Origin of the sequence: Papillibacter cinnamivorans DSM 12816 (assembly GCF_900176335.1) — a bacterium.
In the GTDB taxonomy this organism is placed as follows: domain Bacteria; phylum Bacillota; class Clostridia; order Oscillospirales; family Oscillospiraceae; genus Papillibacter; species Papillibacter cinnamivorans.
In genome coordinates this window covers 156,527-178,089 of the sequence record NZ_FWXW01000004.1, presented here as the reverse complement: position 1 = coordinate 178,089, position 21,563 = coordinate 156,527, and the positions used below count along the sequence as shown (strand labels likewise).

Here is a 21,563-nt window from a genome sequence, read left to right as displayed (position 1 = left end):
TCCTTACCTTAACGCTGCGTATGCGTCACCAACGGGTTCAAGCCATTCGTTTGAGGTCGATTCTCCCGGTACCTCAAGGGAAATGTGGCTGAACCAACTGTCAGCTTTTGCGCCATGCCAGTGCTTGACATTGGCGGGGATGGTTATCACCGTGCCCGGTACCAGGCTAACGACGTCTTTGCCCTCTTCCTGATACCAGCCTTCTCCGGCTGTGCAGATTAGGATCTGTCCGCCGCCCGTATTAGCCCGATGGATATGCCAGTTGTTGCGGCAGCCCGGTTCAAAGGTTACATTCGCCAGAAACAGGGGGCTCTTCCCCGGCATCGTCAAGGGATTTAAGAATGACTCCCCGACAAAATATTGCGCGAACATTGTGTTAGCTATACCTTTGCCGAAAACATTCTGCTCGTTAAAAGTTACTTCGTCCATGATTTTCATAGAAAAGACCTCCATTTAGTGTGTGAGATGACATAGTTTTTCGTTTTCAAAATGATCGTACACCTTAAAGTTAACTTTAAGTCAAGCGTTATTTTAATTATTTTTTTCAAGCGCATAAAGGCGGAATGCCGCTTACATACACCGACCGCTTCACTTCACGTGACGCAGCCGGTGTTTTCTATTATCAGGAAAGGGGATTTTTATGGAGCCGAAAACGATTATTGGCATTTGCCTTGTTGCTTTCATTGTTGGCGGTCTGATCTTTTTATTTATCCGAAACCGGCGCAAGTAACGGCGGCAACAGTATAGCCCCGCCTTCATCCGGCGGGGCTATACAAATGAGTAAGGGAGGAAATGAAATGCAAGATAACGAAAAGCGCATGGCCGGCGATTATGAGATTATTCACGCTCTGCAGGTCGGCGACCGCGAGATCGTCATCGGTGAAAACCTCATGGATACCAATGGTCAGAAGTATATGTGTGCTTTCTGTACCGCCAACGAGTTGTTTGCCCAATATGATGATCTTATTGTCAGCGAAGATTACGCGGAAATTCTGAAGCAGTATGGAGAGCGCATCGCTAAACAGGCGGAAAAAACACGTGCAGAGTTGGCCAAGCCCCACCTTCAGGGTATTGACGATACCTCGATTACTGCCGGTATGTGTTACCCCATAAGCTATATGGACAATATCGAAGGCAAGGTCATCGTCATCAAACAGGAAGTGCTCAAGCGTGAATACCGAAGCGCAACACATCAGCTCAAACTCTGTACCGGCGGCTTCGGATCTCACCCGAACAGCCGGGGCTCCGCTTGCTTCTGCACCGATCTCTACAGCGGAAAAAGTTCACGTTTTGAGCGCATGGACGTTCTCGGAACAATGGAGCCAGAGAACCTGCCGGAATGGGCGAGAATTGGCCTGAATCATATCCGGCAGGCTGAAAAACAGAAGAAGAGTATCGACAAGGAGGCAAGATAATGGATATGGAATTCAGACCTATGATACCGGCTGAAAGAAACTACAGTTATACGCAAAGTCAGCAGATTATTATGCAGACCGGTTGTATCGGGCATCTTCGCGGCGATATGGACACAGACGGCAACGGGTTCTTCACATCATGGGACGATCATCGGTCCGATCTGAAAACCGACGAATTCAAGCAGGAGTTTGACACCGTTATCAATATGCTCCGTTTTGATAAGCGCTTCGGAGGCGTTTTGAAAAACCGAAGCAGCCTTTCCAGCTACTGCTATGGTCACCCGGATAGCGGGTTTGAGGGCAATTACAGCAAGGAATTTGGCTTTCGCGCGGACACCGACCAATACAGTTATATGCTGCGCCTGAACCCAAACAAAGGCGAATATAATCTCTATTGCTACTGCTATAAACACGATTGGCTGGATAGCCACATCAAGAACACCGAAAAAGGCATTCGCTTCATTACTCCAAACTATGACGAGAAGTTTCGCATTCCAGATGGAGATAGAATCCGAATACTGCTATCGGATGGGAAAACCCTGGATCAGACCTGCCGTTACATTGACGAGTATCATCTGGAGGTCGGGCGAAATCTCTACCATATTTGTGAGTTTGCCGAGCGCATGGAGCAAAACGGCAACACCATCATCCCACTGCGCTCCGCTCTCCCGGAAACATGCTATGGAACGCTATCAGATACCGGTGAAGTTATTATCATCAAGAAAGCCGAAACCGGCTACTATAAAACAGATATTGAGGGCGGCGACAAAGAACAGAACCGCCAGCTTGCTGACGAATACAACAGAAAGCTCGGCGTCAGCAAGGCCCAGGCCGAGGCCATGTCTGCCGGTTCTCTCTTCGGTTGGGGTGTTCCCGGAGCTGATCCTAAAAACTACGATATGGATGGTAACTTTAGCAACCGCAGAAGCAGGGATCGGGGTGATGCCAGATGACCGGCACCGACCATTTGATTTGGAGCAATTACCACCTTGACTACGAGGATTGGAAGGAAGACCTCGAAGCCGAATATCCTGATTTCAGCGATGAAGACCGGTATCTGAAAATGCTCGAAATCAACAATGCCTATTTGGATGATGAGCGCGTCAATCTCAACATTCAGCTCTCTCAGGCCATTCTTATCATTGCGGATTTGGGACTTTGGGATGGCCGTCACTCCGGATACAAGGAGATCAGAAGCGGCAATATCAAGGACTGTCTGTTCTCCAATTACGACTACGCCACCTGGTATGTAGACAAGAATGGCGACCTCCGCTGTGATGTGATTCACCACGACGGTACGAACCATCTTCTCTATCGCGTCTTCAAGGACGACGCAACAGCAGACCAGCGGCATCGACTGGAAAAGAAAATTTTTATGGGCACTGCAACGAGGGCGGATATTACCCGTGTGACGAGCAGACTTGGAGATGAAATTGGAAAGGTCTACGGCTGGGAGTTTCCTCAGCGCACCGCGCAGAAAACTTACGAAAGATAGGAGATGCCAATGGATAAGAAAACCGCTATATGCGAGTACCTGAAGAAAAACCACACAGGTAAGGAAAAGGCCGTTTTCAGTTCAGAACTGGAACGGCTTCTTTCTATAGATGGGCGAACACTTCGCCGTAAAATCAGCAGTCTGCGGCAGGATGGCTATCCCATCTGCAGTGATGAGACGGGTTATTACTATGCCGACAATCAGAAAGAGATCAATGATACGGTCTGCCGACTAAATGAGCTGGTAACTAAAATTTCCAACGCCCGTACCGGTCTGCTCTATGCCTCCGTCCTTGTCGGCGACGGCATAACCATCCAAGTAAATATCAATTTAAGATAGGAGCCTACTTAAAGAATGGCATATATTTCAGCAGAAGACATTACTCAAGCCAAACAGATGGATTTACTTACCTACCTGCAAAGCTATGAGCCGCAGGAGCTTGTGCGTATGTCCGGTAATACCTACTGTACCCGCGAACACGACAGCTTAAAGATTTCAAACGGCAAATGGCACTGGTTCTCAAGAGAGATCGGAGGCAAGACAGCTTTGGACTACCTGATCAAAGTCAGGGACTACACTTTTCTGCAGGCAGTAGAGACTTTGCTCGGACGGGCGGCTACAAATCCGCCTGTTTTTATTACTCTGAAGCCGGAACCGGAACGAACGCTGCTGATGCCGGAACTGAGTGAAAATACAGACCGCGTGGAGCGGTATCTCAAGAGCCGCGGCATCCATCCTGTAATTGTTGACTACTGCCTTGAAAATAAACTTCTATTTGAGTCAAAGGATTATCATAACGCCTTGTTCATCGGCTATGACTCATCCGGAAAGGCACGGTACAGCAGCGTTCGCGGTACGATAGGCGCATACAAGGGCGAACTGAGCGGCAGCGATAAGCGCTACTCTTTTTCTATCCCAGGCAAAAGCGATACCGTCCATGTGTTCGAATCGGCCATCGACTTGTTGAGTTTCGCAACGCTGGAGCTACTTGAAGGACGCGACTGGCACGGGGACGGTCTTTTATCCCTGGCCGGAGTGTATAAAACCAAAAGAAGGGATGTGGTGCCCATTGCTCTGGAACAGTACCTGAACGATCATCCAGGCATTAAAACCCTGCGGCTTCACCTTGACAACGACGAGGTCGGTCTCGGGGCGGTGGCAGGAATCGTCTCCGGCCTGGACAGGAGGTATCAAGTGTATGACGAACCGCCAAAATGCGGAAAGGATGTAAACGACCAGCTCAAAATAAAAGTAGGAATAAAGAATAAGGAGGACTATTCCCGATGATGGATATACGAATCTATCAAGTTAATCTCGACCGTGACAAGGACAATGTTGGCTTTATGAGCTATGACACCTTACCCCGTTTTCAAGGCGCGCAAGAACCAAACCCGGAAATATACGACAAGGTGTTTGAAGGGCCCGTAGACTGTTCCAGCATTGAAGGCATTTATGCGAAATTTAACACAGATCACCCCGCCGGGTACTGTGGGAGATCTCTTTCGGTATCAGATATCGTGGAGGTTATGGAAGCGCCGGACACAGAGCCCGGCTTTTATTTTTGCGACAGCTTCGGGTTCAAAAACGTTCCTTTTGATTCGGCGCATACGCAGGAGAAATCCGATACCATTAAGGTAGTGCTGCTGGAACCGGGGAAACTCGCCAGAGTTGCCGACATTGATGCATCTCTGGAAGGGATGCAAAAGATCGTGGGGGGCTGTATAGAAGGCTATTACCCCTTTGAGGAACAGGTGTGTATCGTGTGCAACGACGAAGGCAAGATTAGCGGCATGGATTTAAACCGAGCAGTACGCGAAGAAGATACCGTGACAGACATGACTTATACAGAACTGACGAACCTTTTCCGCGAAACGGAGCGCGATAGCTCCGGCAAGCATATTTCGGGGTATGTTGTCTTTACCGCCGACAGCTTTACCGAAGCCTATTCCGAGGAAGCCCGCACGTATCTCGTCTCCAGCAACAACAAAGCCTTTCGACCCAATATGGGCGGCTATTCCATCTTTGGTTCCTCCATTGACGGCAGCGATCCGGTGGCGCGTCTGGAGCAGTATATGGCTGCTGAAAAAGGCGGTAAAGATGGCTGGAAAGTCGAGCGCTGTTATATCAAGGAACCCGGTCGGGAAATTCTCGACATTATTGCCGGTCCCTGTTTTATCTGCGACTGCAGCGGCGAAAATTTCGGCAGCCTTTCCGCGGAGCAGCTTGATCGATACGCAAAGAAATTCAGATATCCGGAGCAGTTTCTCCGCGTTAACGGAAACATTGAGGCTATCCCTTACAAACCCCAGAACAAAGACCACGAAAGATGAGGAAATTACGATGACGAAGAACTATGTTGTTGCCCTGGAGGCTACTTCCTATAAGGAAGTTCCCATTTCTGCAGCGTCCGAGGAAGTCGCTCTTGAGCTGGCGCATGAAATGTACTTCAATTCCGGTGAACTTGAATTCAGTAATGATGACGTCATAGAGATCACTGCTGGCATAAAAGCCGACGATACCAATGATGCCAGCGAGGTTGTAAGCATTGATGAGCTTGAAGCCCTCTGTGATATTGTAAGGTTCATCCGCTTCACCGACACCCCTGAAAAGGCCGTTGCGATTGGTCTTGTGCGCACTATGGAATACCTGCGTGGAGAGCGGATGGCATTGTCTTGACAAGCAACGTCTCTGTACGGACAGAGACCACTTGTCAGGGACTTGGCGTCCCTAAAACCCTGCTGAATAGGATGGTGTATTTTGAGAAAAAGAAATTGCAGATTTGAAGTTCGCTTCACAAAGGACGAGCTTTCCGACCTCACAAAAAAGGCCCGGAAGGCTCGTCTTTCTAATGGTGCATTTATCCGTCGTGCCGTCAGTGATTTGGAGGTGAAAGCGGCCCCTCCCGCTGATGTACCAACGCTGATTCGTGAGGTTCGCCGCGTCGGGCATAATATCGACCAGATTTTGAAGATTGCCAATTCCCAAGGCCTCGTAGATGTACCTCAGCTTCATAAGGCGTTGGAAGATAACCGCACGGTTGAGAAAGTGATCGTTAAGGCGTATACCATGCCGGAGGCCTAAGATGGCGGTAACCTCAATCTGGCCCATCAAGAGCCATTTGGAGACGGTCATCAACTATGCTCGCAATCCGGAAAAGACCATTGAAAAGAATTATGAGGGAATGGCCGCGCTCCACAAAATCGACAATGTGGTGGAGTATGCTGCGGACAATATGAAAACTGAGGAGCGTAAATATGTGACCTGCATCAACTGCCGAGAAGAAACAGCAGTCGAACAGTTTATGGAAACAAAACGCTATTGGGGTAAAACCGATGGCCGAATCTGCTTCCACGGCTATCAGTCCTTTAAAGAAGCTGAGGTTACAGCGGAAATCGCACATGGAATTGGAGTGAAGCTTGCAGAGAGGTTATGGGGAGACCGCTTTGAGGTAGTTGTCGCCACGCATTGCAATACAGGTCATTACCATAACCATTTTGTTCTGAACTCGGTTTCGTGCGCAGACGGGTATCATTTTGATAATTCACCATACGACTATCGCCGTATGCGGGAAGAATCCGACAGGCTTTGCCGCGAGTATCGGATTTCCGTTATTGAGAATCCAACCGGTCGCGGCAAAAACTATGGAGAATACCTCGCTGAAAAGAATGGAAAGCGTTCACCGCGCGGAACAATCCGGGCAGACATTGATCGTGCGATAGCGGTAAGCATCTCGTGGAGGGGCTTTCAAAAGGAAATGGAGACTTGCGGGTATGAGTTTAAGATCAACGGTGAAAGCGGAGCTCAGCTAAAATATCCGGGCCTGAAACCACCCGGAGCAAAGAGCTTCTTTCGGTTTCATAAGCTCGGCGCAGGATATGGCCTCGATGACATCTATGAACGGCTTTCCCAAGAACTAAGCAGGACCGTTCCATTTCCGGAGGAGGAACGCGATGAAGTTTTACGCCATAGAGCAAAGACCCAGCCGCAATATCACAAACATATGACGGGACTGCAGGGCTTGTACATTCGCTACTGCTATGAACTTCATATCATAGAGAAGCATCCGGCATCCGCAAAACGGGTGTCTTTTTTTATGCGTGAAGATCTCGCAAGGCTGGATAAATTGGATGCTCAGACCCGATTTCTCGGCAAGTCTCAAATCGAAACCATCGAAAACCTGATGGCACATAAAAACAAAACAGCCGGCAAAATGGACATTCTCGCTGCCAAGCGGAATGAACTTCGAAATGACCTCAAGCGCGTATCCCGCAATGGCGACTCAGCCGACGTGGAAGCGGTTAAGGCACAGATTGCGGATACTTCCGCACAGCTTAAAACTTTACGAAAGGATTTGGTTTTATGTGACGCTATAGCATTGCGCTCTGCTCAAACCAGAGAAGAGCTTGAATGGTTAATCGACCAGCAAGAAAACAATCGAGAGGAGGAAAAACAATATGAGCTATTCGGGCGACGCGGCAGAACAGGTCGTGAGAATGACACTCGAGGGAACTGAGGTTGCGGCTAAGATAACCGGTGCCAGTGCAAAGCAGATTGCTCTCCTGATCTATGCCGTGCTGAAAGATCAGAAAAAGACGAAAGGTAAAACCCGTTTGACCAACATGCTTCGCAGCGGTAAGGAGCTGAAAGTTTTCGCTGTCCATGATAAGGATTTGGTGAAATTCTGCACCGAGGCAAAGAAATACGGCATTCTTTATTGTGTTCTCAAGGATAAGGATGCATCTGATGGAATTACGGACATTATGGTTCGTGCTGAAGATGCTAGTAAGGTCAACCGCATTTTTGAACGTTTTGAATTTGCTACCGTTGATATGGGCAGCGTGAAAAGCGAAATCGAGCACAAACGAGCCGAGAAAAAAGCGGATATGCAGGTCCCGGAACGTACCGTAACTGAAAAAAGCAAGGAAGACTTGTTCCTCGACGCGCTTATGCAGGTAAGTCCCACGAAGGAGGAAGCGCAGACAAAAAACCCTACGGAGGCTCGGAACTTGAAATCAAATCAGTCCGAGCCTTTCTCAAATCGGAACGGACGAGCCGTAAAGGATACCGGCGATGATCCAACCCCGTCGAGGCGTTCTGTCAGACAGGACCTAAAAGATATTCGTGAAGACCAGCGGCATAGAACTACCGCATCCAAAGAGCGTTCCAAGACGCAGAAACCTTCGACGCATATCGAACCCCAAAATAAGAAAAGGAAAAAGGAGCGATAACTTATGCCTAACTATGATGACATTTTTACTTCCCCGGCTCCTGCCAAGGAAGCTCCTACCGACCTGCCTGCATTCAACAAGGAAACGTGGGTCGGAAAGAAACAGCAGGAGCGTTCCGACGCTTACTCACTCATTGATGACACGGCCCTCAAGATGGCCTGCAATGGCGAGCTGTTCCAGACTTATCTGGATGTCCAGGCTCGCTTTGACCGCTATTCTGTGGGAAATGCAATTCTCATCACCGCGCAGAATCCGGAGGCCACCAAGCTTGCCGATTTTGATAAGTGGAAAGAGGACGGTGCCTATGTGAACAAGGGCGAGACCGGAATCACTCTTCTGGAACCCGGCAACGAGTATGAGCGTGAAGACGGTTCCACCGGCGTTTCCTATAATGCCAAGAAGGTTTTCGACGTTTCTCAGACCAATGCCAAGCAGAAAGCCGAGCCTGTTGTCACCCGCGATGAGCGACTGCTTCTCAAAGCACTCATTAACGATGCGCCGTGTCAGCTCTCCATCAGCGAAAATCTGCCGGATAACGTCAATGCTGTATATAAACCAGACAGCAAAACGATCCTGATCCGTCAGGGCATGGATGCACAGACAATCTTTCGCAGCCTTGCAAATGAGCTTGCACATGCCCACATGGACAAGGGCGATTACAAGCGTTCTGAGAGCAGCTTTAACGCTTACTGTTCTGCCTATATCCTTTGCAAACGCAACGGCATCTCGGTTGATACCTTTAATTTTGACCGTATGCCTGAAACAGTCAGCAAAATGGACGCTCCTGCTATGCGCAGGCAGCTTGCCGCAATCCGTGATGTGTCCAATGAAATTTCGATGGATATGAACCGTGTTTTTGAAAAGAACCAGAAAAACCGAGACGACGGTGCCCGCTGAGGAGGTGTTCCCTAATGACAGTAGATAAGAGGATGCTTTATCTTGATAATTTCGAGCAGCGAGTGATGGTCAGGAGCCTGAACGACGCTCGCACGCAGCTGATGCAGAATGAGAAACCGACCGAAGATGTTGATGACCTTCTGCTGAAGCTGATCGATGCCCCAACTAAAAAAGCAAAACGAAGGCTTGAGCGTGAGGCAAGATAAGTTTTCCCGTTTAAGTCTGATTCTGTATGCCTGCGGGATTATTCCTGTTGTATGGCTCGCGCTGCTCGTAGCTCCGGCTTTTGGAGATGGGACTATTGGTTTCCTGAATAATGCGGGGGGCATATTTGCGAATCCGCTCCATATCGAGATTTGTGAGGACAGTGTAAAAGCCGTCCTCATATCTCTTCTCTGCTATGGCATGGGGATCGCTATATATCTCTCTAACGACCGGAACTATCGGCGGCGGGAAGAACATGGCTCGGCGAAATGGGGCTCGCCAAGCTCTGTCAACAAGAAGTACTCATACAAGGAGAAGACAGAAAACAAGCTGCTGACCCAGAATGTATCTATCGGCCTGGACGGACGAAAGCATCGACGAAATCTGAACGTGCTTGTCTGCGGCGGGTCCGGCAGCGGTAAGACAAGATTCTTTGCCAAACCCAACATTATGAATGCCAATACCAGCTTTGTTGTGCTCGACCCTAAAGGTGAGCTTTTGCGCGACACCGGTAATTTACTTAAATCCAGCGGATACGACATTAAGGTGATTGACCTCATCAACATGGACAAAAGCCATTGCTACAACCCATTTGTCTATCTTAGGAGCGACAATGATATTCAGCGTCTCGTGACGAATCTTTTTAAGAACACGACGCCGAAAGGAAGTCAGTCTCAAGATCCGTTCTGGGATCAGGCAGCAACTATGCTGCTCCTAGCTCTTGTGTTTTACCTCCACTATGAAGCGCCGGAAGATGAGCAAAACTTCCCGATGGTCATGGAGATGATCCGTGCCGGTGAGGTCAAAGAAGATAACGACGAATACATTTCGCCTCTTGATGAGCTGTTTGACCATCTCGAAACGAAGAATCCTGAGCACATCGCACTAAAATATTACCGCAGTTATCACTCCGGTAGCGGCAAGACTCTGAAATCCATTCAAATCACCCTGATATCCCGCCTTGAGAAGTTCAATCTGGACTCTTTGGCCAGTATTACGCAAAATGATGAGATGGAACTTTGGCGGCTGGGTGAAAAGAAAACTGTCATCTTTGCGGTTATCCCCGACAACGACAGCAGCTTCAATTTTATTATCGGTATGCTCTACACGCAGCTATTCCAACAGCTTTACTATCAGGCAGATATAGTACATGGCGGCAGGCTACCGATTCACGTCCACTTTGTCATGGACGAGTTTGCCAACGTCGCGCTGCCGGATGAGTTCGATAAGCTTCTTTCCACAATGCGAAGCAGGGAAATATCTGTTTCTATCATTATTCAGAACCTTGCACAGTTAAAAGCGTTGTTTGAGAAGCAGTGGGAGTCTATCGTCGGTAACTGTGACGAATTCATTTATCTCGGGGGTAATGAGCAATCCACACACGAATATGTGTCTAAGCTGCTTGGCAAAGAAACAATCGACCTGAACACCTATGGCCAATCCCGCGGCAGAAGCGGCAACTATTCTACCAATTGGCAATTAACAGGACGTGAGCTCTTGACCCCGGATGAAGTGCGTATGCTGGACAACCAGTACGCGCTTCTTTTTATTCGGGGCGAGCGCCCGGTAAGAGATCTCAAGTACAACATTCTAAAGCATCCAAACGTTGCACTTACCGCCGATGGCAGTTCGAGGCCATACAGGCATGGTGAAGACACGCGCAGCATTGCTTCCATCACTATTGATTCTCAGCTTTTCGAAGAAGCTGCTCAAATAGATTATAGCAAACACGAGTTTCAAATCCTCACCGAAGCGGAACTGGAAGAAAAAATCAGAGAAATGGAGAAGATTCAAAATGAACAAGAAAGCAAATAGGATTCCTATGCCGGGTAAGGTAAAGAAATGCTTTCGTCGCTACTGTACCCTCGTGCTGATAGGGGCCCTCGCCGGATGCCTCTCGCTTACGGTATTTGCAGCCGATGATCCGCTGACTGTGGTAAACAACCTGAGCACCTTTATCTTCGGCCTGATCCGCGCTGTCGGTCTCATTCTTCTTGGCTGGGGTATCGTCCAGGTTGGCCTTTCCCTGCAGTCCCATGACCCCTCTCAGCGTTCAAATGGTTTTCTGACCCTTGCGGGCGGCATCGTTATCACCTTTGCGAAGGAAATCCTGGACCTCATCATTGGTTGACTATCTAAACAAGCCGGGCGGGTCTGGTTTAACAGACCCGCCCGCAAGGAGGTGAATTAAGTGTCGGATAGCTGGGTTGTCCAAAACCTTGAAAATGCGCTTGAGGTCTGGAACGGAAAACTAAGCGAAGTATGGCAGCTCATCATACAGTCGCCGCAGACATTCAAAGGCGGTGACATCTGGAACGTTGTCGTTAACATATATGGCGCTCTGCAGGCCATCGGTTATGCGCTTCTGGTCCTTTTCTTTGTGATTGGAGTCATGAAAACCTGCGGAAGTTTTGCGGAGGTGAAAAAGCCGGAGCATGCGCTCAAGCTGTTTATCCGCTTTGCGCTGGCAAAGGCCGTTATTACCTATGGAATGGATTTGATGCTGGCACTCTTGAACATAGTCCAGGGCGTTATTTCCACAATTATGAACTCCGCGGGGTTCGGCTCTTCTGCAACAACCGTATTGCCGGCAGAAATTGTAACGGCAGTTGAAGACTGCGGATTCTTTGAGTCCATACCATTGTGGGCGGTCACGTTAATTGGCGGACTGTTCATATGGGTACTGTCGTTTGTAATGATACTCAGCGTCTATGGACGTTTTTTCAAAATGTATATGTATACTGCAATTGCTCCGATTCCATTGTCTTCCTTCGCAGGTGAGCCGACGCAGAGCATAGGCAAGAGCTTCATAAAGAGTTATGCGGCAGTTTGCCTTGAAGGAGCGATCATTGTGTTGGCCTGTATCATTTTTTCAGTCTTTGCCAGCTCGCCGCCGGTCGTCGATGCGAGCGCCGCACCTGCCGCGATGGTCTGGAGCTATATCGGGGAGCTGATTTTCAACATGCTGGTGCTGGTAGGGTCAGTCAAAATGGCAGATCGCATTGTCCGCGAAATGATGGGGCTTTAATCACCGATGTTTTGATGCAGCAGTTCCTCAACGGAAATGTCGAGTGCTTTTGCAAGAATAACAACTTCGTAGTCCTGCACAAGCCGATACTGCCCCTCCAAGCGCGAGAGGCTGGTTGCGCTTATATCCATACCCAACGTTTGCAGCTTGGCAAGAAAGTCCTTTTGCTTTATATGCTTTGCTTGCCGAATGGCAACGACTTTTGTTCCAATAATATTTTTATTGCCCGGCAAGTCTTTTCTTGGTTTCATAACATGCACCTCACATATATAAGAATATTATGTGAGGATATCCTTGTTTTAATGCGTATTTCGCAGTAAAATAAAAATAATTCGATATTCGCATTATAATGGGAGGCACACAATGGAAGATAAGCGTAAAATCTGCTGTTTCACGGGGCATCGTCCGGCAAAGTTGTCTTTTGGATATGATGAAGAAAGTCCGGAGTGTCTGCGTCTGAAAGTGAGACTGCTCAGCCTAATCGATGAAATGAGAATGAAGGGAGTGACGAACTTCCTGTCGGGAATGGCTCAGGGCGTTGATATTCTTGCTGCCGAAGCGGTGATAGACATACGAAGGACTTATCCGCAGAATAAAATCCGACTAATTGCCGTCGTGCCGTATGAGGGCCAGGCGGACAGATGGAGTGAGGCATATCGGGAGCGGTACTTTAATATCCTTGCGGTAGCCGACGAAGTCATCACTTTACAGCACCGATACACGGACCGTTGTATGTTGGATCGGGATCGTTATATGGTTGATGCCTCCGGATACATGATCGCCGTTTACAACGGTTCAAAGGGCGGCACAAAATACACCGTAGATTATGCGATAGGCAAAGGGTTGAACATTACTATTATCAACCCAGACACGCTTGCACGTGAAAATATCTCGCCGCCTACGCAGAGCATGGAACGGTGAAACTTTCATTCATCGTATGCTGTTGGGCAATTCGACACATTCATAACTATAATAATTTAATCTTCAGAGGCGTCACGCGTTCGCGTGGCGCTTTTGCTACATCGGGAGGATTGAAATTGGAAGTAAAAATCAACAGAGAGATTCGGAACTACACCGAGTCAATGTTTTTTGGACTGTCTATGCGACAGTTCATTTTTTCTATCTTGGCTGTCGTCATTGCGGTAGCGCTGTACTTTCTTCTGAAACCGGCTGTCGGAATGGAAGCGGTCTCTTGGATGTGCATACTCGGCGCGGTTCCGTTTGCCGCCATGGGCTTCATCACTTACCACGGCATGACAGCCGAGCAGTTTATTTGGGCCTGGCTGCGTTCCGAGATGATCGAACCAAGGGAAATCATATTTGAACCTGTTAACCTCTATTACGAAGCGCTCAAAAGCAAAATCAAAGAACACGAAAGTGAGGGTATAAAGCGGTCATGATGAAGACACTACAAAGAGCTCTTAAGCAGGATCAGGAAAAATACAGCGTTCCTCGGAAGGTACATGACGTGATCCCGATCAAGCGAATTTGGAACGACGGCATTTTTCTTGTCGGCAACAAGTATGCTAAAACCTTTAAATTCACAGATATCAACTATATGGTGGCCAGCCGTGAGGACAAGGAAAGCATGTTTTTGACTTATTCTGAATTGCTCAACAGTCTGGACAGCGGGGCTACCACAAAGATAACAATCAACAACCACAGGATAAATAAGCGAGATTTTGAGAGTTCTATCCTGATGCCTATGCGTAGCGACGGACTTGATGAGTTCAGAGACGAATACAATCAGATGCTGATTGATAAAGCAACCGGAGTTAACGGCATTACGCAGGAAAAATATATTACGATTTCCGCATGGAAGAAGGACATTGAGGAGGCGAGAACCTATTTTGCGCGTGTCGGCGCGGATCTGATTTCTCACTTAAATGCGCTTGGTTCTAAGTGCGTGGAGCTTTCCGCAACGGAGCGGCTTCGCATCCTGCATGACTTCTATCGTTACGACGAGGAAAGCTCTTTTACTTTCAATGCAAAGCAAATGGCAAAATGGGGACATAACTTTAAGGATTACATTTGCCCGGATGCAATAGGGAAAAACAGCGATTTTCTGAAGCTCGGCGATAAGTATTGCCGGGTTATTTTTTTAAAGGACTACGCGGCCTATATCAAGGACAGCATGGTGTCCGAACTTACCGACATCAACCGAAATATGATGCTGTCCATTGATATTATCCCGGTCCCAACAGACGAAGCCGTTCGTGAGGTCGAAAGCCGCTTGCTCGGTGTTGAGACGAATATAACAAACTGGCAGCGTCGGCAAAACAGCAATAGCAATTTCTCCGCCGTTGTTCCCTATGATATGGAGCTGCAACGTAAGGAAAGTAAAGAATTTCTCGACGACCTGACAACGCGCGACCAGCGGATGTTATTTGCGGTCGTCACCATGGCGCACATGGCGGATACCAAAGAGCAGCTTGACAGCGATACGGACGCAATCCTGTCTATCGCGAGAAAGCATATGTGCCAAATGGCTGTCCTGAAGTACCAGCAGCTTGATGGCCTCAATACCGTTCTGCCAATCGGCACACGGAAAATCAACGCATTCCGTACTCTTACAACGGAGAGTCTGGCAGTATTTATGCCCTTCAAGGTTCAGGAAATTATGGACAAGGGCGGCATCTATTTCGGTGAGAACGCAATCTCCCATAATCTCATCATGTGCAATAAGGCCAATCTTATGAACCAGTCATCCTTTCTGCTTGGTGTTCCCGGTTCCGGTAAGTCCTTCTCGGCGAAGGAAATGATTACATTCCTGACGTTGAATACTGAGGATGATATTCTCATTTGTGACCCGGAGGGCGAATATGCGCCCCTGATCGAGGCCATGGAGGATATGGGCTCTGTCATCCATGTTTCTGCAGGCGGTAAAGACAGGCTGAATGCCATGTATATGGTCGATGGCTATGATGAAAACAACCCAATTGTTGTCAAGTCACAGTTTATCATGTCGCTGATCGAGCAGATCGACAACAACGGTGTAGGGCCGCAGCAAAAGTCCATCATTGACCGCTGTACGGCTGCCGTCTACCAGGAAGCGGCGGAAACCGGCATTATTCCAACGCTCAGTACGCTGCGGGAAAAACTGCTTGAACAGCCGGAACCGGAGGCAAGACAGATCGCACTGTCGCTTGAACTCTACACCACAGGTTCTCTTGACATCTTCGGACACAAGAGCACGGTAAACCTTGACAAGCGAATTATTGTGTTCGATATTCATGGCCTCGGCGCGCAGCTCAAGCCGGCGGGTTTGCTGGTGATTACCGACACCATGCTGAATCGCGTTACGCTTAACTGGAAAAAGGGCAAACGCACGCATGTCTTTATTGATGAGTTTCATGTCGTTTTTGAAAATGAGTTCAGCGCGGCCTTCTTTAACTCGGCCTGGCGTCAATTCCGCAAGCGAAATGCATCCCCCACAGCCATTACACAGAACGTAGAGTATCTGCTTGATTCCATACAGGCCAGCACGATGCTGTCCAACTCCGAGTTTATTGTCATGTTGAATCAAGCGGCATCCGACCGTGAAAAGCTGGCACGACTCTTAAATATCTCAAATGAGCAGATGAGCTATGTCACAAACGCTGATGCCGGCTGTGGCCTTATCAAATACGGAAGCGCACTCGTTCCTTTTATCAATCGTTTTCCGCAGGATACAAAGCTATATCGGTTGATGACAACCAAACCCGGAGAGGGTTCCTTCGCACTGGGGCAGGCTTAATGCCTGCTCCAACTATTATTATCATGGAGGTGTGGTGTGATGAGCAAAATCAAGACCCGTGAAACACTAAAAGACATAAAAGCCCTGGATAAGGCAGCCATTGCCTCCGAGCGAATGAGGGACGCATTTATACGTTCCAAAGATACCGCCTCAAACCTTATGGATGACGGGCAGGTCTCTCCAAGTGAATATGCAAACGATAAAGTTCAATATGTATCGGAGGACATTCCCAGAGAAGTAACTCACAAGATTGCCTCTGATACCAAAAAAGCGGCACAGAGTGGCCGTGAAGCCATTCAGCGCCGTCGTATAATCAAAAACGATGAGAAAAAATCAACTTATCAGACTGAAGAACAGTATCGTCAGCAAAATCAGCAGGCGTCATCTGCTCGGCATTCTGCAAATGCTCAACAGAATACAGTACAGAGCAACACTGCAGTTCAGCGTCCTCAAGCACAACGCTCTGATACCAAGCGAATAACGAATCAAGGTCGTGAGCTAACAAGAACGCAGACCAAAACAAACGCAATCAGGCAATCTCAAAACTCTTCTGTCGGGACCTCTGAAAAACTGGGACAGATTAACCATCCGAAAGAACCATTAAAAGCGGTGAAGCAGCCCGGCCGCGCAATAAAGCAAACAGGAAAAGCTACAGCAAAGTCTGCCAAACGCACAGTTAAAACAGGAGAACACACATCAAAAGTGGCGGTCAAAACCGCTCAGAATACTGCGAGGGCTGCACAAAAATCCTCCATCGCCGCTCAGCGAGCCGCAAAACTTGCAGTACAGTCTGCCCGAGCTGCCGCCAGAGCGGCTGCTATCACAGCTAAAGCGGTTGTAAGAGCAATATCAGTTGCAGTGAAAGCCATAATTGCCGCTGTCAAGGGACTTATAGCAGCAATAGCTGCCGGCGGATGGGTCGCGGTAGTGGCTATTGTTCTGATCTGTCTGATTGGAATGATTATTGCTTCACCTTTTGGTATTTTCTTCGCCGGCGAGAACACAGACCCGGATGCAGTGCCTGTATCTGCGGCGGTCGCACAGGTTAACTACGCTTTCAATGAAAAGCTGGAGACGATACAATCATCCGGTGATTTTACCGATGTCGTCATAAAAGGAAGTTTGGCTGACTGGCCGGAAGTATTGGCAATCTTTGCGGTGAAGGTTGCCGGCAGTGATGAGGTGGATGCAACCGATGTTGCAACCCTTGATCCTGCTCGTATTGAAAAGCTGAAAGCTGTTTTCTGGGACATGAATTCTATCTCTAGCCATGTTGAAACAATTAGCCATCCAGACAGCGACCCAGACGACGATGTTGACGATAGTTGGTCGGAAAAATTACTGCATATCACTATAGCTCACAAGACTGCCGAAGATATGACAGCCATATATAATTTTTCAGAAAAGCAAAACACTCTACTGGAAGAACTGCTGGTAGAGCGGGATACATTACTTGAACTGATCGGCGAAGTGACCTTTATAAGCGCCGATGCTGCGGCAATTATTAAGAACCTGCCTGACAATATTTCCCCAGAACGAAAAGTGGTAATAAAGGCGGCCTGCTCTCTTGTCGGAAAGGTAAATTACTTCTGGGGCGGCAAGAGCTTGACCATCGGTTGGGATTCTCGTTGGGGTACCCTTCAAAAGGTTACGGCAGATGAAAGTCCAACTACCGGCACCTATCGGCCATACGGTATGGACTGCTCGGGTTTCGTGGATTGGGTGTTTTATAACGCCAGCGACGGTAAATATATTATTAGCCACGGTAGTGGTGCTTCCGCCCAGCACAGCTATTGCCAGACTATTTCGTGGGATGAGGCAATGCCGGGTGATCTCGTGTTTTACCCGGAAGATGAGCATGTCGGCATCGTAGCGGGAAGAGATGAAGATGGGAATTTGCTCATCATTCACTGCTCAAGCGGATACAACAATGTTGTGATTACAGGCGTTGACGGTTTTACTTCTATCGGCAGGCCTCTGCTTAACTGATTCCAACCAGTATATTCCAACCTTTTCGGAGATTTGTCAATTGAATCTTTTCTTATAATGCTATGGGGCAAGTATTAGGGACAGGCGGCGGCACATAAGATCAATATGAACACAGCCGCCGGATCAGCTTTACAGAAGCGGTCTCCGGCGACATAGTATTCTTTCGATCTGTCCCCACACTGGCATATACGCAGGCTTTGACGAGAGCGGTCAACCCATAGTCATACACTGCGGCTGTACCAATGGTATCTCTTTAACTAATCTGCCAATTTTCAGCATCATCGTAGTGTGTTGTGCAAACGACATATTCAATCACAGTATAGGCAATAAAATCTTTTCTACATGAAGAAGCGATAATCATAAATCGAACCTTCATATTGCGAAAGCAATAACCCAATACGAGCAATCTCATTGGATGATTCTATTGTGCAAGGCAATTTGGAGTAAAGTCCAAAACTATTCCAATTCATTTTAGATAGACCTAAAATTTCAGATGCAATTTGTGCCATATCCCCAGAACCGTAGTGCTTGACGATTTTTAGCGGAAACGGAATCGTCTTACTACCTTGGATATACTTAAATTTTGGATTTCTTATTGATGGTGCAATACCATGAGTGTACAACAGCATTATGTTTTCGTTCAATGGGAAACACAATCCACGCCGGACAGGAAATCCATCAATAGCAAAGTCCCTTGAATACTCAAAGCATCTTACATCATCTTCGAAATTGATTTCCAACAATTCAATGTCGGTAATCCCTGCTGACGAAAGGCACTTTACAAGTCCATCAATTTCCTCTTTCTTAAATGGAGTGCGCTTATGGATTACTACTCTTTTAGGAAGCTCGGTAAAAGATTTATAAAACAACTCCTTTATATTAAGCCCAAGTTTATATGCTTCATTTTCCGATAAAAATGGATTATTTCTACGATCTAAAACAACATCATTAAGTTTCGAGAGTTTATATTTTAAACCTTGCCCATCTGCCGAATAGATGTGGCTACATCCTACAACTATATCGATTCCAGTAGCGGATTTATTAATGCTGTATCCAATTCCAGCAAAAGCAGTATCTTCTCTTAAGCCGGAGATGACCCATGGAATACGACATGACTTAACATATATTGCAAGAGATAATGCCCACATTATTTGACAACGCAAATCACTCTCAAGCGTTTTTTCTCGAATAAATTGCGTGGCAATATTCTTTTGGACAGCATACGCCTTAACAAAATTATGTAGATCATAGGTTTCATAATCATCATTAAATGACGTTAGCCATTCAAATTCATTGGGTATATAAATCAGTACAACATCAACTTGTTGCGAACTCAATTTTTCAAGTTGATATATAATGCTACGTCCGAATTCTTTTACAGCCGCTTTTCTGTCAGTGTTGCTTGTGGCATTTATGTTCAACCAATGTGGTGCGGTTGTTAGTGGAATGTTTAATCCGACTTTAAAGGCACTATAAAAACCAGGAAACGGAAGCACATAATCAACATTGAACTTTACAGAGTGTGTATTATTCAATGCATTCAAGAAGGTGTAAAATTCAGAAGAATGACTCTGTGGACAAAGTACCCCTATGTTAATCGACGACCTCAGCACTTTGTCATTTAAAGGGAAGTCATAAGGATTATTTTGTGACAATCCTCTCATCGGATGAAAATCATTGACCAACCTGTTTTGCTCAGAGTTAAAGAAAGTCAATTCAGGGTCACGGCATTCAACACCATTCATGATTATTCTTTTTGGATTTATCGACGACGGTAAGCTTAATTGATGGCTTCCCGAATTGCCATTTATACCAATTAAGGCGCTGTTGGCACCAAAGCTGAAAAAGAATCCCTCGTTATTTTCAGGAGGAAAACATGCTTTTACCACGCTGTTACCAATAAGAGCGCTTGTCCATTCATCAATATAATTATTTATAGAAAGATTGGGTTTTGCGCCATTAACCCTTGCAGAAAACGAATCCGAGAAAGATTTAATAATAGCTTTTTTATATCTATCTGCATCTCTGAAATGGTATGCCGGTGCAAAGGACAAGTATGTATATTTGTAGTCAAACTCCAGTGATAATTGAACGCCCAGATATGCATGAATTGAAACATTTTCAATTTGATAAAAGAATGCATTCTTGGGATCTTTTGTATCCCATATTTTATCTTTTGAGAATGCAAACCCGCTTCTTTCTGCTAATACTCTTGTTGCAGTTCGAAGCAAGAGTTCTCGAAACGCTTCGTTCTGAATCGCAAGCTCTCGGGTAAATGGTGTTACATCAATGCCACCAACCAGTCGCTCTGAACATATTTTAACAATTTTTTCTTTTGCACCCCATGCATATACTAAACCCTTATAAGGAATCGCTATTATGTTGTGTTCTGAGAGAGCATTACAAAAACTCCATGGCTTTTCATCGGCAGAATAATTATATTTTAACTGATAGCAAGTAGATGGAAAGATTATCGGATACAAGTTTGTCTTAACGATCTTTTTGAGCGTACCAGTGGATTCTTGGAACGGCATTGAAGTAAGGTCTTTATGTTCGCCTAATGTATTCAAAAGAGTGTCTATCCTATTAAGAAAATTCGTGTTGTCGCTCATGCAATGCCGCGACAGAAGAAGCATAGTTTTATCGAACCCATCCGTAGCTATGTAGTATCCATGTCTTCCATTGGCGGATACAACATCTAATAATTCTTCAACAGCGGTAGGACAGTTTACTCCATATCCGCACCAATATAATCTTCCTGCCCCGGGTTGTGAATAAGCATCTTTTAATGCTGCCATCAAAGATTTATCCCGTCCACTATAGCCTATGACGATGAGGTTTCTCTTTGCAAGTTCATATTGTAAAGCTTTTAAAAGCACATCACTTTGAGAGTCGAGTTCAGCAGCAGTATTCTTTAATGCTCCATATTTGTAATCACCATGAAGAGCTACACAAAAAAGTTCTCTTATAACATCTGACCTATAAATGCGTTCTTGTGATTCTAAAGTCACTTCCACAGGTGTCAAGTTGTATTGATGCGCCGTCTTCAAAGATAAGCCATCAAAATTAGTCGTCCAAACACTTTTTATCCAACCAATTTCGGCAAGCATAGCAATTAAATGGTATCCTAAGCTTGGATTTTTATTTTCTGTTAAATGTTGAAAGTACTTCCTGCGGTCATCGTCAATTGGATATGCCTTTTCAGCATAGAATGAATATTCTTCATCAGAATTCACAGAAGGATAAATCATTTGAGAATCTAACCAGTTTTGAATTACAACGCGGACATTATCCATTTTAATATTTTTAAATGAGTCTGATGCTGTTGGGTTTTGGGAAATAAAAATTTCATGCTTCCAATCCCAAATGCATTCAGATGCTGATTGTATATCAGACTCCACCGAAGCTCCGGCACCTAAAAGTAACGAGTGAGTTGTGTCTTTATTCTGTTTGAGTGAACGAATAAACTCGTCAAATTTAAGCATCTGCATAAGGAACTCCTTTGTGGAAAAAATATGTATTCCAATAAAAAATTTTGCGCATAGCACATTAATCGACTACATTTACATAG

The 21,563-nt window shown here is 46.5% G+C and carries 22 protein-coding genes; 19 read left to right on the top strand and 3 right to left on the bottom strand.

Going from position 1 to position 21,563, the window contains the following annotated elements:
- Positions 1-3 precede the first annotated feature (3 nt).
- Complete coding sequence (locus B9A13_RS07690; RefSeq protein ID WP_084234562.1) at positions 4-438, bottom strand: cupin domain-containing protein; 435 nt, start codon at positions 436-438, stop codon at positions 4-6.
- Positions 439-797: 359 nt separating this feature from the next.
- Here B9A13_RS07690 and B9A13_RS07685 point away from each other — a divergent pair, with 359 nt between their 5' ends.
- The 15 genes from B9A13_RS07685 to B9A13_RS07615 all read left to right on the top strand — a co-directional run bounded on the left by B9A13_RS07685 (position 798) and on the right by B9A13_RS07615 (position 12,267).
- Positions 798-1,415, top strand: a complete 618-nt coding sequence (locus B9A13_RS07685) for a hypothetical protein (protein ID WP_084234561.1) — start codon at positions 798-800, stop codon at positions 1,413-1,415.
- Positions 1,415-2,368, top strand: coding sequence for a hypothetical protein (locus B9A13_RS07680; protein WP_084234560.1), 954 nt, complete (start codon positions 1,415-1,417; stop codon positions 2,366-2,368). Before B9A13_RS07685 ends, B9A13_RS07680 begins: the two co-directional genes overlap by 1 nt.
- The gene (locus tag B9A13_RS07675; protein ID WP_084234559.1) at positions 2,365-2,910 is read left to right on the top strand and encodes a hypothetical protein; all 546 of its coding nucleotides are present in this window, start codon (positions 2,365-2,367) and stop codon (positions 2,908-2,910) included. The genes B9A13_RS07680 and B9A13_RS07675 overlap by 4 nt, the downstream gene beginning before the upstream one ends.
- A gap of 9 nt (positions 2,911-2,919) precedes the next feature.
- Positions 2,920-3,249 carry a hypothetical protein gene (locus B9A13_RS07670; RefSeq protein ID WP_084234558.1) on the top strand — a complete coding sequence of 110 codons (330 nt, stop codon included), beginning with the start codon at positions 2,920-2,922 and terminating at the stop codon, positions 3,247-3,249.
- A 15-nt stretch (positions 3,250-3,264) separates the two neighbouring features.
- A complete protein-coding gene (locus tag B9A13_RS07665) occupies positions 3,265-4,197 on the top strand; it encodes a DUF3991 and TOPRIM domain-containing protein (RefSeq protein ID WP_084234557.1) in 933 nt (310 codons plus the stop codon).
- Complete coding sequence (locus tag B9A13_RS07660; protein ID WP_084234556.1) at positions 4,194-5,240, top strand: DUF3846 domain-containing protein; 1,047 nt, start codon at positions 4,194-4,196, stop codon at positions 5,238-5,240. Before B9A13_RS07665 ends, B9A13_RS07660 begins: the two co-directional genes overlap by 4 nt.
- 10 nt (positions 5,241-5,250) lie before the next feature.
- On the top strand, positions 5,251-5,586 hold the full coding sequence (locus B9A13_RS07655; RefSeq protein ID WP_084234555.1) for a hypothetical protein: 336 nt from the start codon (positions 5,251-5,253) through the stop codon (positions 5,584-5,586).
- An 81-nt stretch (positions 5,587-5,667) separates the two neighbouring features.
- Positions 5,668-5,991, top strand: coding sequence for a plasmid mobilization protein (locus tag B9A13_RS07650; protein WP_084234554.1), 324 nt, complete (start codon positions 5,668-5,670; stop codon positions 5,989-5,991).
- A gap of 1 nt (position 5,992) precedes the next feature.
- A complete protein-coding gene (locus B9A13_RS07645) occupies positions 5,993-7,423 on the top strand; it encodes a relaxase/mobilization nuclease domain-containing protein (RefSeq protein ID WP_084234553.1) in 1,431 nt (476 codons plus the stop codon).
- Entirely contained in the window at positions 7,365-8,138 is a 774-nt protein-coding gene (locus B9A13_RS07640; protein ID WP_084234552.1) for a PcfB family protein, read from the top strand. Before B9A13_RS07645 ends, B9A13_RS07640 begins: the two co-directional genes overlap by 59 nt.
- A gap of 3 nt (positions 8,139-8,141) precedes the next feature.
- Positions 8,142-9,035, top strand: a complete 894-nt coding sequence (locus B9A13_RS07635; RefSeq protein ID WP_084234551.1) for an ArdC-like ssDNA-binding domain-containing protein — start codon at positions 8,142-8,144, stop codon at positions 9,033-9,035.
- A gap of 14 nt (positions 9,036-9,049) precedes the next feature.
- Entirely contained in the window at positions 9,050-9,241 is a 192-nt protein-coding gene (locus tag B9A13_RS07630; RefSeq protein ID WP_084234550.1) for a hypothetical protein, read from the top strand.
- Positions 9,228-11,054, top strand: a complete 1,827-nt coding sequence (locus tag B9A13_RS07625) for a VirD4-like conjugal transfer protein, CD1115 family (RefSeq protein WP_084234549.1) — start codon at positions 9,228-9,230, stop codon at positions 11,052-11,054. Before B9A13_RS07630 ends, B9A13_RS07625 begins: the two co-directional genes overlap by 14 nt.
- Positions 11,035-11,370, top strand: a complete 336-nt coding sequence (locus B9A13_RS07620) for a glutamyl-tRNA amidotransferase (RefSeq protein ID WP_084234548.1) — start codon at positions 11,035-11,037, stop codon at positions 11,368-11,370. Before B9A13_RS07625 ends, B9A13_RS07620 begins: the two co-directional genes overlap by 20 nt.
- A gap of 60 nt (positions 11,371-11,430) precedes the next feature.
- Positions 11,431-12,267, top strand: coding sequence for a VirB6/TrbL-like conjugal transfer protein, CD1112 family (locus tag B9A13_RS07615; protein ID WP_084234547.1), 837 nt, complete (start codon positions 11,431-11,433; stop codon positions 12,265-12,267).
- Here B9A13_RS07615 and B9A13_RS07610 read toward each other — a convergent pair.
- The gene (locus B9A13_RS07610; protein WP_084234546.1) at positions 12,264-12,518 is read right to left on the bottom strand and encodes a helix-turn-helix domain-containing protein; all 255 of its coding nucleotides are present in this window, start codon (positions 12,516-12,518) and stop codon (positions 12,264-12,266) included. The genes B9A13_RS07615 and B9A13_RS07610 overlap by 4 nt on opposite strands.
- Before the next feature lie 112 nt (positions 12,519-12,630).
- Here B9A13_RS07610 and B9A13_RS07605 point away from each other — a divergent pair, with 112 nt between their 5' ends.
- From B9A13_RS07605 to B9A13_RS07590, 4 genes are all read left to right on the top strand, one after another.
- Entirely contained in the window at positions 12,631-13,188 is a 558-nt protein-coding gene (locus B9A13_RS07605) for an SLOG family protein (protein ID WP_084234545.1), read from the top strand.
- A 116-nt stretch (positions 13,189-13,304) separates the two neighbouring features.
- A complete protein-coding gene (locus B9A13_RS07600; RefSeq protein WP_084234544.1) occupies positions 13,305-13,667 on the top strand; it encodes a PrgI family protein in 363 nt (120 codons plus the stop codon).
- Positions 13,664-16,003: a VirB4-like conjugal transfer ATPase, CD1110 family gene (locus B9A13_RS07595; protein WP_084234543.1), complete on the top strand. Its 2,340-nt coding sequence runs from the start codon at positions 13,664-13,666 to the stop codon at positions 16,001-16,003. The genes B9A13_RS07600 and B9A13_RS07595 overlap by 4 nt, the downstream gene beginning before the upstream one ends.
- 39 nt (positions 16,004-16,042) lie before the next feature.
- On the top strand, positions 16,043-17,992 hold the full coding sequence (locus tag B9A13_RS07590) for a C40 family peptidase (RefSeq protein WP_242942815.1): 1,950 nt from the start codon (positions 16,043-16,045) through the stop codon (positions 17,990-17,992).
- 338 nt (positions 17,993-18,330) lie between these two features.
- Here B9A13_RS07590 and B9A13_RS07585 read toward each other — a convergent pair whose 3' ends face one another.
- On the bottom strand, positions 18,331-21,483 hold the full coding sequence (locus tag B9A13_RS07585; protein WP_084234542.1) for an SIR2 family protein: 3,153 nt from the start codon (positions 21,481-21,483) through the stop codon (positions 18,331-18,333).
- Positions 21,484-21,563 lie beyond the last annotated feature (80 nt).

Excerpts from the sequence above, each read along its gene's own strand:
- B9A13_RS07595 (WP_084234543.1), top strand. The coding sequence starts at position 13,664 with ATGATGAAGACACTACAAAGAGCTCTTAAGCAGGATCAGGAAAAATAC.
- B9A13_RS07685 (WP_084234561.1), top strand. The coding sequence starts at position 798 with ATGCAAGATAACGAAAAGCGCATGGCCGGCGATTATGAGATTATTCAC.
- B9A13_RS07680 (WP_084234560.1), top strand. The coding sequence starts at position 1,415 with ATGGATATGGAATTCAGACCTATGATACCGGCTGAAAGAAACTACAGT.
- B9A13_RS07665 (WP_084234557.1), top strand. The coding sequence starts at position 3,265 with ATGGCATATATTTCAGCAGAAGACATTACTCAAGCCAAACAGATGGAT.
- B9A13_RS07640 (WP_084234552.1), top strand. The coding sequence starts at position 7,365 with ATGAGCTATTCGGGCGACGCGGCAGAACAGGTCGTGAGAATGACACTC.
- B9A13_RS07655 (WP_084234555.1), top strand. The coding sequence starts at position 5,251 with ATGACGAAGAACTATGTTGTTGCCCTGGAGGCTACTTCCTATAAGGAA.
- B9A13_RS07635 (WP_084234551.1), top strand. The coding sequence starts at position 8,142 with ATGCCTAACTATGATGACATTTTTACTTCCCCGGCTCCTGCCAAGGAA.
- B9A13_RS07585 (WP_084234542.1), bottom strand. The coding sequence starts at position 21,483 with ATGCAGATGCTTAAATTTGACGAGTTTATTCGTTCACTCAAACAGAAT.
- B9A13_RS07620 (WP_084234548.1), top strand. The coding sequence starts at position 11,035 with ATGAACAAGAAAGCAAATAGGATTCCTATGCCGGGTAAGGTAAAGAAA.
- B9A13_RS07645 (WP_084234553.1), top strand. The coding sequence starts at position 5,993 with ATGGCGGTAACCTCAATCTGGCCCATCAAGAGCCATTTGGAGACGGTC.
- B9A13_RS07605 (WP_084234545.1), top strand. The coding sequence starts at position 12,631 with ATGGAAGATAAGCGTAAAATCTGCTGTTTCACGGGGCATCGTCCGGCA.
- B9A13_RS07660 (WP_084234556.1), top strand. The coding sequence starts at position 4,194 with ATGATGGATATACGAATCTATCAAGTTAATCTCGACCGTGACAAGGAC.
- B9A13_RS07590 (WP_242942815.1), top strand. The coding sequence starts at position 16,043 with ATGAGCAAAATCAAGACCCGTGAAACACTAAAAGACATAAAAGCCCTG.
- B9A13_RS07675 (WP_084234559.1), top strand. The coding sequence starts at position 2,365 with ATGACCGGCACCGACCATTTGATTTGGAGCAATTACCACCTTGACTAC.
- B9A13_RS07630 (WP_084234550.1), top strand. The coding sequence starts at position 9,050 with ATGACAGTAGATAAGAGGATGCTTTATCTTGATAATTTCGAGCAGCGA.
- B9A13_RS07670 (WP_084234558.1), top strand. The coding sequence starts at position 2,920 with ATGGATAAGAAAACCGCTATATGCGAGTACCTGAAGAAAAACCACACA.
- B9A13_RS07610 (WP_084234546.1), bottom strand. The coding sequence starts at position 12,518 with ATGAAACCAAGAAAAGACTTGCCGGGCAATAAAAATATTATTGGAACA.
- B9A13_RS07690 (WP_084234562.1), bottom strand. The coding sequence starts at position 438 with ATGAAAATCATGGACGAAGTAACTTTTAACGAGCAGAATGTTTTCGGC.